The 11,828-nt window shown below is 44.0% G+C and carries 17 protein-coding genes; 5 read left to right on the top strand and 12 right to left on the bottom strand.

Annotation, left to right across the window (positions count from 1 at the left end; all coding sequences use genetic code 11):
• Positions 1-71 precede the first annotated feature (71 nt).
• The 5 genes from C7R91_RS16965 to C7R91_RS16945 all read right to left on the bottom strand — a co-directional run bounded on the left by C7R91_RS16965 (position 72) and on the right by C7R91_RS16945 (position 3,780).
• Positions 72-1,952, bottom strand: coding sequence for a S8 family peptidase (locus C7R91_RS16965; protein WP_047074936.1), 1,881 nt, complete (start codon positions 1,950-1,952; stop codon positions 72-74).
• Between the two features lie 460 nt (positions 1,953-2,412).
• On the bottom strand, positions 2,413-2,712 hold the full coding sequence (locus tag C7R91_RS16960) for a barstar family protein (protein ID WP_083995262.1): 300 nt from the start codon (positions 2,710-2,712) through the stop codon (positions 2,413-2,415).
• A gap of 48 nt (positions 2,713-2,760) precedes the next feature.
• Complete coding sequence (locus tag C7R91_RS16955) at positions 2,761-3,087, bottom strand: hypothetical protein (RefSeq protein ID WP_047074934.1); 327 nt, start codon at positions 3,085-3,087, stop codon at positions 2,761-2,763.
• Positions 3,071-3,529, bottom strand: a complete 459-nt coding sequence (locus C7R91_RS16950) for an ASCH domain-containing protein (RefSeq protein WP_047074933.1) — start codon at positions 3,527-3,529, stop codon at positions 3,071-3,073. Before C7R91_RS16950 ends, C7R91_RS16955 begins: the two co-directional genes overlap by 17 nt.
• Complete coding sequence (locus tag C7R91_RS16945) at positions 3,526-3,780, bottom strand: hypothetical protein (RefSeq protein WP_047074931.1); 255 nt, start codon at positions 3,778-3,780, stop codon at positions 3,526-3,528. Before C7R91_RS16945 ends, C7R91_RS16950 begins: the two co-directional genes overlap by 4 nt.
• Before the next feature lie 622 nt (positions 3,781-4,402).
• Between C7R91_RS16945 and C7R91_RS16940 the strand changes: the two genes are divergently transcribed.
• The gene (locus tag C7R91_RS16940) at positions 4,403-4,687 is read left to right on the top strand and encodes a hypothetical protein (RefSeq protein ID WP_052773452.1); all 285 of its coding nucleotides are present in this window, start codon (positions 4,403-4,405) and stop codon (positions 4,685-4,687) included.
• Positions 4,688-4,753: 66 nt separating this feature from the next.
• On the opposite strand, the gene C7R91_RS16935 is transcribed toward C7R91_RS16940, so the two are convergent.
• Positions 4,754-5,014: a hypothetical protein gene (locus C7R91_RS16935; protein ID WP_047074930.1), complete on the bottom strand. Its 261-nt coding sequence runs from the start codon at positions 5,012-5,014 to the stop codon at positions 4,754-4,756.
• Between the two features lie 109 nt (positions 5,015-5,123).
• Here C7R91_RS16935 and C7R91_RS29155 point away from each other — a divergent pair, with 109 nt between their 5' ends.
• Together C7R91_RS29155 and C7R91_RS16930 are read left to right on the top strand one after the other, a co-directional pair.
• Positions 5,124-5,456 (top strand): hypothetical protein, encoded by a 333-nt coding sequence (locus tag C7R91_RS29155; RefSeq protein ID WP_141336871.1) that lies wholly within the window; start codon positions 5,124-5,126, stop codon positions 5,454-5,456.
• A gap of 518 nt (positions 5,457-5,974) precedes the next feature.
• Positions 5,975-6,199, top strand: coding sequence for a DUF7660 family protein (locus tag C7R91_RS16930; RefSeq protein WP_047074929.1), 225 nt, complete (start codon positions 5,975-5,977; stop codon positions 6,197-6,199).
• A 165-nt stretch (positions 6,200-6,364) separates the two neighbouring features.
• On the opposite strand, the gene C7R91_RS29730 is transcribed toward C7R91_RS16930, so the two are convergent.
• From C7R91_RS29730 to C7R91_RS16905, 6 genes are all read right to left on the bottom strand, one after another.
• Entirely contained in the window at positions 6,365-6,679 is a 315-nt protein-coding gene (locus C7R91_RS29730) for a DNA adenine methylase (RefSeq protein WP_255322446.1), read from the bottom strand.
• A 90-nt stretch (positions 6,680-6,769) separates the two neighbouring features.
• Positions 6,770-7,003, bottom strand: coding sequence for a DNA adenine methylase (locus C7R91_RS29725; RefSeq protein WP_255322447.1), 234 nt, complete (start codon positions 7,001-7,003; stop codon positions 6,770-6,772).
• Positions 7,004-7,295: 292 nt separating this feature from the next.
• On the bottom strand, positions 7,296-7,892 hold the full coding sequence (locus tag C7R91_RS16920; protein ID WP_047074928.1) for a sulfite oxidase-like oxidoreductase: 597 nt from the start codon (positions 7,890-7,892) through the stop codon (positions 7,296-7,298).
• A 36-nt stretch (positions 7,893-7,928) separates the two neighbouring features.
• A complete protein-coding gene (locus C7R91_RS16915) occupies positions 7,929-8,360 on the bottom strand; it encodes a CoA-binding protein (RefSeq protein WP_047074927.1) in 432 nt (143 codons plus the stop codon).
• A 47-nt stretch (positions 8,361-8,407) separates the two neighbouring features.
• Positions 8,408-9,904, bottom strand: coding sequence for a leucyl aminopeptidase (locus C7R91_RS16910; RefSeq protein WP_047074926.1), 1,497 nt, complete (start codon positions 9,902-9,904; stop codon positions 8,408-8,410).
• 49 nt (positions 9,905-9,953) lie between these two features.
• On the bottom strand, positions 9,954-10,328 hold the full coding sequence (locus C7R91_RS16905; protein WP_047074925.1) for a DUF309 domain-containing protein: 375 nt from the start codon (positions 10,326-10,328) through the stop codon (positions 9,954-9,956).
• 153 nt (positions 10,329-10,481) lie between these two features.
• On the opposite strand from C7R91_RS16905, the gene C7R91_RS16900 reads away from it, so the two are divergent.
• Together C7R91_RS16900 and C7R91_RS16895 are read left to right on the top strand one after the other, a co-directional pair.
• Positions 10,482-10,958: a divergent PAP2 family protein gene (locus tag C7R91_RS16900; protein WP_047074924.1), complete on the top strand. Its 477-nt coding sequence runs from the start codon at positions 10,482-10,484 to the stop codon at positions 10,956-10,958.
• 12 nt (positions 10,959-10,970) lie between these two features.
• On the top strand, positions 10,971-11,741 hold the full coding sequence (locus C7R91_RS16895) for a cobalamin-binding protein (RefSeq protein ID WP_047074922.1): 771 nt from the start codon (positions 10,971-10,973) through the stop codon (positions 11,739-11,741).
• Positions 11,742-11,828: the final 87 nt, after the last annotated feature.

Below are 11,828 nucleotides of genomic sequence, written 5' to 3'. Positions count from 1 at the left end.
ACTTTAAGGGGTGCATTTCAGATTTCAAATATAGCTCTCTTTCTTTGAAATGTCATGATAAAACTCGCACGTTACCATTTTAGTGTAATATTATCGACAAAAGCTGAATCAGATCCACTACTTCCACTACCATCTTTTACATACCTCAAAGTAATTGTATGGAGTCCGAATTGAACCGGAGTCTCGAACTTTGTCCAAGGAACGTTACCAGATACACTCAGAACTTTCATTCCCCCAATGAAAATTTCAAAAAAATCGTAGTTACTTTCTGTGCTAACTTTATAATCCATAGACAAAATTGCACTAGAGACAGTTGAAGGAATATTTAAATTAAAACTAACTCTGGATTGTTGTCCGTCGGAAATATCTTTATTGGTAAAACTGTATGTGCCATCATATCGATCTAAATTGGTACGTACCCAGTCGCCTGAGAAGTCAAATGCATATTGTGCGTCTTCAAAATCCTCCTTAACTACAGTTGGGGATGAGTTATACACTTCTAATGTAAAAGGACCTGTTTGAGAGTCATCTTCTCCGGAAACACTAATGTAAACTGTTTTTCCAGCATCAAGAAATACAGCTGCATTCGTTACTCCTGTCACTGTTCCATACGGACTAAACCCTAGCAATTTATAGCTTTCATCATAAACACGAATATTAGTTTTCATTTGATTAGTTGTTTTAAACAAGTATCTGGCGGATATTGGAGCCACATATTTAAAATGTTTTACACCACCATTAACTAAATTGCTATTAGTATGAGAACCTGTGATTGTAGTAGCGCTAGACGTTAATTTCCCTGTATATGCATTTCGTGGGGTCCACGGGGAAATAACCATTCCCTTTCCAAAGACGACATCCATACCATCTTTACCCAACTCTTCTACATTTGACAAAATCAAATTTTTAATTTGATTAGCCGTATAAGAAGGATTCATTTGCCAATACAAGGCAGCTAGTCCTGTTACGTGAGGAGTTGCACAAGAAGTACCATGAAATAATCCGTACTCCTTAGAAATATCATAATGATTAATCCCATTTCTATTGGCGCTTGAAGGAATAGTTGTCATTACATTATGACCAGGAGCAGACACATCCAATTCAGGACCACGACTTGCATATACGGCAGGTTCTTTATTAGCCTTTAGACACCCTACGGATAATACAAAATCGTATCTTGCTGGATAAATCATATTGTCATTCATTGCCCCGCCTACATTTCCTTCATTACCGGCACCACAAATTATTAGAATATCATGAAACAATGCCGCATCTCGAAAGGCGATCTTACGGTTTTCCACATCTACAATTCCACCAAAGCTGCAATTAATAATTTTTACTCCTTGGCTAACCAACCACTCTATCGCTTCGATTTGAGCTGCTACGTCCAAACCATTTCCAGTTTCGTGGGTAATTTTTGCACAATAAAGAGACGCTTCAGGAGCAATTCCCACATATCCTTTATCATTGTTACGTGCGCCAATAATTCCTGCAACTGATGTTCCGTGACCCAGGTAGTCAGACTCTGGTGGCGTTGTATATCCATAGACTGCTGCATAAGCGTTATAGCGGCCTGCATATACAATATCCTCATGATTTGCGAAACCTGAGTCAATAATACCCACTTTTACACCTGCACCCGTGTATCCTCTTGAAACGAATTCTGGTAAGCCAATTAATGCAGATGGCCATTCTGGTGGGTTTTGTGCCATTAAGGGCCGGTCTTCAATATTCTCCTCCACCGCGAGAATGTCTGGGTCATTTCTTAACGAAACAAGTAAACTTTCATCCGGATCACTGATAATAAAGGTACGAGGTAAATTCTTGAGTTCTTTTTGTACTTTGGCTCCGTGTTTAACTAACTTTTGCATGTTACTTTCATGTACTTCTTTTAATGTCGTTCTCTTGAAAGTTTTCTCCTTAAAAGAGACCAAGTAAATTTTTTTCTTCATAAATTTTCTCTCCTTTGATTTTCGAATTTTCTGATCAGATAGCAAACAGAAAAGCCACCCGGGGTTCCGAGTGGCTTATTTCTTATTTGCTTGTCTCCATTTTATCAAAGAGTTTTGTTAGCTCACAGAATCGTACTGTACTGTAAGCTTGTGTAATTAATTGTCAGCCTAGTAAGCTCATCATATTGATCTTGTTTTGCAAAAGAAAAAGCACCGCGTGGGTGCTTAATTTAAACTATTTCTTACTAGGATCACTGTGACAATAACCCCTGCGATACTTGGAAGAATAGTTTTCGAACTAACAACAATATCAGGTATCGAAATTCCTAGATAAATTTCTGGCAAAATATCACCCCCTATACTTCCATTCTGAGGTAATGGCAGGTGCTTGTCTATATAAAAAGCCCCACTCTTTCGGCAGGGACCGCCGCCGCGAAACCAGTCCTTACGCCTACTGTGGTCACAGGCTATAGGAAGCGGTGCAGCAGGTAATTCTGCACACTTGAGACAGAATCGGTGTATACGAATATGAGAGATACTGGACAAGGGGCGATGAATTCCATCCTATGAAAGTAAGATTTATTGGCATTTCTACTAACCCAGTAATGGCATCCCAAAATGCAGACATATTCATACCATAAAAATCCGGAAAATTTAAAGAGCTCTTTAGCAAAGAATGTAAATCCTCGTTACTTTTCACATTTGATACATCTATCGCAATGTGAAATACCCTTTCATCTCTCTCTTTTTCCCCTCCCATATCACTTCTCTAATTGTAAATAAAAGTATATTCACAATTTCTCTTTTGTTAAATTACGATACCCTTCGCCTTCAGAAACGCCCGGCATACGGCTTGTGGTGCCGTATCCCCAAAGCCATGAACAATATCGCGGTCTTCTCCAATGCTCAAACATCTGTAATCAATTAGCCCACCATCCATGAATCTCGTCTCGATTTGGAAAGGAAACCCTTGTTTCGCTGCTTCCTCCACCAGCACGTCCATGCCTTCCCATGTGGTGGAAAATCGGACAAATTTGTTATCGCACGCCTTGCAATCATCCGCATTGCATGGCATGTATCCAGTCAAACCAAGCGCTTCTGCTACTTTTCTATCCACCTCACGTCCTGCTTGCATCCCGTTCCCCTCCCCAATTCCAGAGTCCTTGCTGCCCTTTTGCTGGCACCGGATCGATTCGATTTACGTCCGTCATTCCCCAGGCGTACCGACCTGGTTCAAACCATCCGAAAAGCTTTTCATGTCCGTCGATCCTTATCCACTTGTGTCCAGTTTCACCGCCATACGCAATGATTCCGTCATCCGATAAGGAAATTGGGAGACAATCATTAAGACTACACGTTGCCACAATCGCCCCCGTTGGCAAATTGTCTGCTGTATACCCGTGCAAATCCAAAACACTTCGGAAAGGCTCTTGTTGGCAAATCTCCTTGTCCACTTTCTTAGCGGCATGAATCGCAATGGGTCCGCGATACCTAGTTGGCCAGACTCTGGTTTCGAATCGTTTTTCCCCCAGGGCGATCAGCGTCGCCCACGGCTGGTGAATGGTTATAGCTTTCATGCCGTTACCTCCCTGCTGAACTTCCCAGTCTCACCCTTCACGTAAGAAATGCCCGTTTGAGTAACAATCACTCGCCATTTCTCAAACATATCGGCGTACCAGGTAGCTGCATAAAAAGCATGCTGCAAGCTTGAAAACTGCTCTGCATCCTCTTGTTTTTCAACGTCATCGTAGCCATATTGCTCTATTTCAAAATTTCCGTTGTGTTTGAGGTAAGTTCCTGTCTCGACGTTGTGGATCACGCAGGTCATTGTGTTCTTTCCTCCTTCTCACAAGTAATGTTTTGTAAAGCCGATTCCTTTAATATTCGGGCCTCTTAAGAACAAACTTCTCTCCATCCCACCATTGCGCGTAATTCCAAACGACATTGGTTAAGTCGAACTCCTCGCCATCTAATGAGTTCCTGCGAATCCAATCTTCTTGATAGCCGAGAGCTTTCAAAACATTGTGGTTTTCGTGTTCAATTCAACATTCACGTAATAGCATGCTTCTCCATCGGCTTCATAGTCCAGCACTTCAAGCATATTTATTAAGTCGATTGCTTCCTGCTTTTCCATTTCAAATCCCACCTTTACAAATCGTGTGTTTTGTTACCAAATTTCTCAACATACGTTTATAGTGGATAAGGAAATACATTCATGTGAGGTGATTAAATGTTAGAAATATTTAACGATTTTTTCTTTTGGGCTTTTGAGAGACATCAAAATATTCCTAAATTGGTATATTCGCCCACTATTCCTTCTTCCTTACTGTTACTTTGCTTATAGAAAAAGCTTAAAAGGTATCATTCTTACTCTAATTGCGCTGTCGACCAGTATGTTCTGGTTTCCAAAACCAGACTTTGTAGATCCATCTGTTCAAGAGTTCTTAAAAATGGAGAGAGATTACCTTGTAGGCGAATGGGATATTTCAAAAATCCTTATTACATTGCTAGTGCCTTTATCCCTATTTGCACTTGCCTATGCCTTTTGGAAAAAATCATGGAAATATGGGGCTTTGGTTATTAACTTAATTGCATTATTAAAAATAGTTTGGAGCATTTACTTTGGTATGGAATCTGGGTTGTCTGTAATTGCTCCTGCAGTCTTGGGATTGCTCATTTGTAACGGAATTATTGGACTTTGCTATTACTTTCTCAAGAACAAGAAGTCACCATAATTACCGTTTTGTTAATTTGCAGATACAAAGCGCGGCTTGCTTACATGGGGCGCGTAAAAATCTGCCTTAACTGATTTCCCGCCCCGCGGTACCTCGATCAGTGCCCGCGGAATTGCTGACACGTTTTGGGCTTTGCATTGGCTGCTTGGAGTATCGGCGGGTAGGTACTGATGGAGTCGCCTGCCCGCAGGCAATATTACAAGCACTTCTCCTCGCTTCGCCTTGGTTGATCCACCTGCCTAGCTTTCCCACTAAAACTGTATCGCCGGGCTCGTAATCCAAGTGATAAAACGTTTTGCCGTGCGCGATTGTCATCTTGTGTTTCATTCTGCTTCCCTCCCTAACTATTTCGTTAACTTTAACTAATGTCTCCTAATGCTCAGAAGCGTTATAATTTGTATATGACCCTAATTTCTCCGATTGGGATGATGTGAGTATGAGACGTCCTTACCTCGTTGGAATTTTTCTATATATACTTGTTCTGGTTCCAGCATTAGATGTAATACTTTCAAAGCATCATCATGGATTTCAAGTTTTAGTGGTTCTTGGAAAGAAACTAGCTTTTTCCTGGTTAGTAATTGCTACAATCGTTTTCTCCCTGTATTGTTTGCTTATTTTTACCTACCGAAAAGGGCGATTACCGTTTATGAGCGCAATCACTGTTTCTGTTGTTGTAATTAGTACCTTTATTATTTGGGAAGTTTATTTTTGTGATTTATGTTATCCAGCTTTTCATGTAGGTCCAAACAAACCACCTTTTTCTAAGTGAATGTTACTTATTACACATTGTGTTAAATTGCTTGTTCCTTTCAAAAATGTGATTTAAACTTCAACTAAACTCTCTGTTTTGCAGAAACATATGGTGATGAATTATGAATAAGAGGCTAAGAAAAAAGATTCATTAACAGCTTTTGGTAGATATCTGTTTTGAGATTAGCGTATCTGCGTATTGGAGAAAAAAACTCAAACACACTCCCTTCCATGTCCCAATCGAAATTAATGTCTCCAACTCAATGTATCTGCCTTCTGAACTTCGTCAAAAGATAAGACAATTCAACCTAAAATATTTTGTTAAAAAGCTGCCATATCACTTTACACACGACTTTGGTTATTATCCGGATAATTATGTGTTTTTTTGCTTCACCCCACTTGAATTTCCTAGGGTAAAACAATTGTCAATAAACAATCCAGCTACAATGTAACGGACATCCTGAAATTGCTTCTACTTCCCCTCAAACCTGTTTTTATATAACAATGAACCATCGTTACAATTTGAGGAGGACCTAGTTGGACGTCGATCAAAAAGATGGACATGCATATACAAAGCAGGATCTAATCGATTTTATTCAAAGATCGCTCGCTGATTTAGAAAACAATCCAGATTGGGAAAATGTCTCACTAAGTCATTATCTCGAATCGATGGCTGCTTGGCTGGAAACCCACTTAGCGCCAGATACCCCTTCTTGGGAAGCTTTCGCTAAAATCCTAGAGGCATCCAAATACTACGAATAATTTAAAGAGCTAATTAGCATATTGAGCATTTTGATCTATCCGCTATATGCCGGGCAGCGAAAAGATTGTCTGCTGCCCCACTTGATCATCTGCCATTGGATTGATCCAGATAACTTCTGTTCTGATGCAGCCCATTTCCGCCAAAGCTTTCTTTTCTTCCCTACGTCAATGCTTTAGGCGAATGTTGTATAAATCATTATCGTAACCACTTAGTATCACTGGTCCCGGATGTTCGTCTAATGCGTCGAGCAATTCAATATGGTCAGCATGCGTCATCTCATTTTTGTACAGACGTTTGCTCCCTGTTGATAACAAATACGGTGGATCCGCATAAATCAAAACGCTTGGATTTGTATATCGTTCAATCAATCGCAGAGCTGGCTGTTGTTCTATTTGTACCCTTTTCAATCTATCCGTTACCGTCAATATCCGATCAGGTACTTTCTGTCGGATGTTTTTCCACCCCTCGCCATCCAGCACCGAAAAAAACATCCTTGCCCTTTCAAGTTCGTTCCCCTCTCCTCTACGTGGCAGGAGTTGTAGTATTCTTCTCGACTATAGGGGGTCAATTTAACCTTGTTTGCTAAAATCCTGTGGATGATCACGGATAACTTTGAACAAATTTTCCACATCTCCGTAATGGTCATTGATCGTTTCAAGTGCGGATGATTCTTTGTTGAAAAATACCGCTCCGGATCCGAAGCATGGTTCCAAATATGTGGTATGTTCTGGAATATGTTCGATTATCCAGTCAGCCATGCTACACTTGCTGCCTGGATAGTGCAAAATCCTTGGTACTTTCACCGCTCTCACTCCCCTCAATTATCAAATCATGTGTTCTGTTAACTAACTTCAGAGCATATTCCCAGAAGTATGTGTATGGTAAAATACCCCAAATGGTAGACTGACCGATTTGAGGAGGAAAACTTTATTAAGTTGTTTACGAAGGAAGTAAAAAGGGTAGTAGTTGATGGTTCTTTATTTCATTATGTTATGGACCAAACATCTAGCCGCGATAGCATTAAATTCACAATCTATCCAGCAAGAACCTTTAAAACAAAAAAGAGGCGGAATAATCACCGCCTCTTTTTCCCAATCAATCCCAAGCAAACCTCTGCTCTTTCCAAGGATCGCCATACATATTATAACCGTTCTTCTCCCAAAACCCTTGCTTGTCTTTCTCCATAAACTCAATCCCACGCACCCACTTGGCGCTTTTCCAGAAGTAGAGATGCGGTATGACAAAGCGCAGCGGCCAGCCGTGTTCAGGGGTCAAATCCTCGCCGTTATGCTTCGTAGCGAACAAATTGCCGCTTTTCATGAAGTCGACAAGCGGAATGTTCACCGTCCATCCATGCTCAGCGTGCAGCATGACGTACTTCGCTTCCGGCTTCACCTTTACCAGCTTCAGTACTTCCTCTACCGGAATGCCTTCCCATTCATTGTCGAGCTTGCTCCAGCCTGTGACGCAGTGAATATCGTTGGTCGTACCGCCTTTTGGCAGAGCCATCATTTGCTCATAGGTCAGTGTTACTTCCTCTTCGACGAGACCGAAAAGACGAAAGCTCCACTCGGTGGACAGGTCTGTATATTCAGGAACCTCCCCGTAGTGCAGGACAGGAAAACCTGTCGTCTGCTTCTGATTAGGGGGAATACGGTCGCGTTTGGTGTCTGATGATGGATTGATAAACATGTTGTTTCCACTCCCCTCGCTGATCAGCGTTCTCGATTATTTCCCAACCCGCAGCAGGGAGTGATCTACCTTGATGCACATGTCCTGCACAACCTCGATGCCTTGCTCTGCTACCAATTTAGCAGCTTCTTCGTTGGCAATGCCTTGTTGCATCCAGAACACTTTTGGCTTGTTCAGCATTTTCAATGCTTCCTGCGCAACAGGCGGGATGTCTTCGCTGCGGCGAAACACGTTGACGATGTCTACTGGCTGATCAATCTCAGTCAGGCTGGCAAGCACTTTTTCACCCAAAACCGTTTCACCCGCGATGACAGGATTGACCGGGATGATCTTGTAGCCCGCGTTCTGCATAGCTTGCGATACCATATAGCTGGTGCGGTCCGGCTTGTTGGACAGACCCACTACTGCGATCGTTTTTGCATCCTCCAGCAGTTGACGACGTGCTTCGTTGCTTGGATTTTGTGCCATGTGAAAACACTCCTCTTTTATATTGAAATGAGATATTGAACTACTTCTTATTCACTGCGGCTGGAAACAAACTCAACAATGGTGCGCGTCATTGCTCCGGTTCCGCCAGCTGGTTGCATGTCGCCGGCACTTGCTGTGTACGCCGTACCCGCGATATCCAGATGTACCCACGGTGTGTCGCCAACGAATTCTTGCAGGAAAACACCGCCGATGATGCCGTGGCCATAACGTCCACCAGAGTTTTTCAAATCGGCAAAACGGCTCTTGTTCAAGCTGCGGTACTCATCGAAGGTAGGCAGCTGCCACAAACGCTCACCCGCCACGTCGGCTGCGTTCATCAGCTCATCCAGCAGGGCTTTGTCGTTGGTCATGGCGCCAGAGCAGAAATGGCCGAGGGCGACCACAATACCACCTGTCAAGGTAGCAGCATCCACCAGGCAAGACACTCCTTGCTCTTTTGCATAGGTGATGCAATCAGCCAGCACGAGACGACCTTCTGCGTCTGTCGTAATGATCTCTACCGTTTTGCCGCTCATGGTCGTGATGACATCGCCCGGGCGGAATGCCGTTCCGGATGGCATGTTTTCCACGGTACCGACGACAGCCAGTACGTTTACTTTTGGTCTGATCTGTCCCAGCGCCTCCAATGCGCCGATCATCGCAGCTGCTCCACCCATGTCCGACTTCATGTCTTCCATGCCTGCTACTGGCTTGATGGAGATCCCGCCCGTATCAAACGTCACGCCTTTACCGATCAAGCCGATGACATCGTCCCACGTGTCTCTTCCTTGATATTTGACTACGACGACATAAGGCTCAAGCTCGCTGCCTTTTGCTACAGAGAGAACTCCGCCCATCCCCAGCTCTTCCAGCTTTGCTTTTTCCATTACTTCCACAGTCATGCCATAGCGGTTTGCTACCTCGACCATCACATCCTTCAAAGCGCGGGGAGTCAAGTAGTTTGCTGGTTCATTGACGAGCGTGCGGGCCAGATTCGTCCCGGATACGAGCGCTGAACCACGTGCAACACCTGCCTGTACCAATGAAGCATCGGCATCTGCTGCCAAAATTTGCACCGTCGCAATTGGGTCAAACTCACGCTTTGCCTTTTGACGGTAGCCCTCGTAATTGTATTCGGCAAGGCCAAAGGCTTCCGTCACTGCCTGTGCCAGACGGTCGGCACTCAGATGCTCTGTTGTTGGCAAATCAATTACCACTGTTTTGCCGTTGCCTTTTCCTACGACAGTTTTGGCCGCTCGTCCCCATGCATTTCGGGCTGCGACGAAATCAAATTTCCCTGGTTCACCCATCCCGACGATCAACAGTTTTTTTGCAGCTACGCTGTTCATTCCGTGGACAACCGTAATTTCCTTCGCCTCACCCGTTACTTCCTTGTCCTGTTGCAAGTCACTCAGACTGCCTCCAAAAGCTTCGTCCAATTCCGGGTATACTTGCGAAATCTCCTCGCCCTTCCATAGCGGGACAATCAGTTCATCACACGCGATATTCACAAGCTGTCTGCGTTTTTCTACTGCTACTTTCATATACTCTTCCCTCTTTCTCTGTGGTAGGATACAATATGGGCACATTTGTTTAACACGATGTGTCAACATATAAGCGCAAGGGTGGAAACGTCATGGCTTTTGCCTCTGTGTAAGAAATGACATCCTTTTCCGGCAACAATTTCTCGCATTCATCTATGTAACGAAGAACTCTTGTTACGTCCAGTCCCCAGTGAACTGGCTGGTAACGAGTCAAATACTTTCGTGCATTGCCTAACATCCAGCGAGCACCTTTTATATTGCCGTACTCTTGGTGGTACAGTCCGACTGACAATTGCAGCAATCCTTGCAAAAACTTGTTTGACTTGTCTTCCATCCAGATGTCTTCCAACAGATCGTGGCATTCGTAGTATTCTCCATCATTGAATTTTTCAATGAACTGCAAATACTGCTCGGGATACCCCATGGGTGCATGCCTCCGTTTCGAACCTTCCATCTTTATGGTAACACAGATTGGCAGTGACTTTACATCCAAACAAAAACTTCACGGATTAAGACAACGCCCTTCTGTTACAATAATCCTAGAGATAAGCGCACAGTAGAAAGGAATGGATTTTCCGTGGCGGATTTTTTTGAAAACTTCCCCTTATGGGCAGCACTGCTTGCCATAGGGATCGCCCAATTTATCAAAATTCCCCTCCATTTTTTTGCAACGAAAACGTGGCAATGGTCACTGCTCATGAGTACAGGCGGTATGCCCAGTTCTCACTCTTCTGCCGTGACAGCACTATCCACAGCCGTGGGACTGCGTGAGGGCTTTGGCAGCAACATGTTCGCTATTTCCGCCATTCTCGGTGTGATCGTGATGTTTGATGCCGCAGGTGTCCGCCGCCATGCCGGTATGCAAGCCGTTGTCTTAAATAAGCTGGTCGATGAATTCAACCACCTGCTAGAAGGAATGAAATCGTTAAAAGTACGACCTAACCAGGAAAAAGCGAAAAAACTGAAAGAATTGCTCGGTCATCAACCAATCGAGGTACTGATCGGCGGTTGGTTAGGCGTCATGATTGCGTTATTGCTCCATCCGTTTTTTTAAAGGAGGGCTCCCATGCGCATTGTTTCCATCTGTCCCAGCAATACCGAAATCCTGTATTATTTAGGCCTGCATGAGCATGTCGTCGGTTTGGATGATCACTCTGATTGGCCGCTGGAGTGGCAGCATCTCCCCCGGGTTGGACCCGATTTGACAATCGATATGGACCGGGTCGCTGCTCTCCAACCGGATCTCGTCGTAGCGTCGCTCTCTGTACCTGGCATGGAGAATAATATAGAAGCTCTCCGCGACAGAGACATTCCTCATATCGTCCTGAACCCTTCCCGGATCGGGGAAATCGCTCATGATATCCGACTCGTCGGTGAGGCGACAGGAACACAGAGGCAAGCCGAGCAGCTTGCGGTCCAATTTGACGAAACCATTGAAAGCATCCGACAAAAGGCTGCGACGTACGCTCAACGCCCCAAACTGTACTGGGAATGGTGGCCGAATCCCATCTACACACCCGGTCAGGAAAACTGGTTGACTGATGTTAGTGACATTGCGGGTGCCATCAATATTTTTGCAGACTATCCTGTCGCGAACGTCAAAGCAACGCGGGAAATGGTCATGGAACGCAATCCGGATCATATTTGCGTTGTCTGGTGCGGAATAGAACTGAAGCGAATCAAGCCTGACATGATCACAAACCGCTCCGAGTGGATGAACATGACCGCGATTCGAAACAATCAGGTCCACTTGTTGGAAGAAGGCCTCTATTGCCGCCCTTCTCCTCGCATTTTGGAAGGACTGGAGAAGCTGGTTGATTTGATTCATACAAATTGACACAAAAAACGTTCAAAGCTTGTGCCTTGAACGTTTTTTCTTTTTTTCTTTCATGCCACCGATGCGGCATCCATTCGTTTTCGTTAC

Origin of the sequence: Brevibacillus formosus (assembly GCF_003013405.1) — a bacterium.
Classification (GTDB): Bacteria; Bacillota; Bacilli; order Brevibacillales; family Brevibacillaceae; genus Brevibacillus; species Brevibacillus formosus.
This window is presented reverse-complemented; position numbering and strand designations above follow the sequence as displayed.

Bases quoted from the DNA above. Each gene is read 5' to 3' on its own strand.
- C7R91_RS16965 (WP_047074936.1), bottom strand. From the start codon at position 1,952: ATGAAGAAAAAAATTTACTTGGTCTCTTTTAAGGAGAAAACTTTCAAG.
- C7R91_RS16960 (WP_083995262.1), bottom strand. From the start codon at position 2,712: ATGGGAGGGGAAAAAGAGAGAGATGAAAGGGTATTTCACATTGCGATA.
- C7R91_RS16955 (WP_047074934.1), bottom strand. From the start codon at position 3,087: ATGCAAGCAGGACGTGAGGTGGATAGAAAAGTAGCAGAAGCGCTTGGT.
- C7R91_RS16950 (WP_047074933.1), bottom strand. From the start codon at position 3,529: ATGAAAGCTATAACCATTCACCAGCCGTGGGCGACGCTGATCGCCCTG.
- C7R91_RS16945 (WP_047074931.1), bottom strand. From the start codon at position 3,780: ATGACCTGCGTGATCCACAACGTCGAGACAGGAACTTACCTCAAACAC.
- C7R91_RS16940 (WP_052773452.1), top strand. From the start codon at position 4,403: ATGGAGAGAGATTACCTTGTAGGCGAATGGGATATTTCAAAAATCCTT.
- C7R91_RS16935 (WP_047074930.1), bottom strand. From the start codon at position 5,014: ATGAAACACAAGATGACAATCGCGCACGGCAAAACGTTTTATCACTTG.
- C7R91_RS29155 (WP_141336871.1), top strand. From the start codon at position 5,124: ATGAGACGTCCTTACCTCGTTGGAATTTTTCTATATATACTTGTTCTG.
- C7R91_RS16920 (WP_047074928.1), bottom strand. From the start codon at position 7,892: ATGTTTATCAATCCATCATCAGACACCAAACGCGACCGTATTCCCCCT.
- C7R91_RS16915 (WP_047074927.1), bottom strand. From the start codon at position 8,360: ATGGCACAAAATCCAAGCAACGAAGCACGTCGTCAACTGCTGGAGGAT.
- C7R91_RS16910 (WP_047074926.1), bottom strand. From the start codon at position 9,904: ATGAAAGTAGCAGTAGAAAAACGCAGACAGCTTGTGAATATCGCGTGT.
- C7R91_RS16905 (WP_047074925.1), bottom strand. From the start codon at position 10,328: ATGGGGTATCCCGAGCAGTATTTGCAGTTCATTGAAAAATTCAATGAT.
- C7R91_RS16895 (WP_047074922.1), top strand. From the start codon at position 10,971: ATGCGCATTGTTTCCATCTGTCCCAGCAATACCGAAATCCTGTATTAT.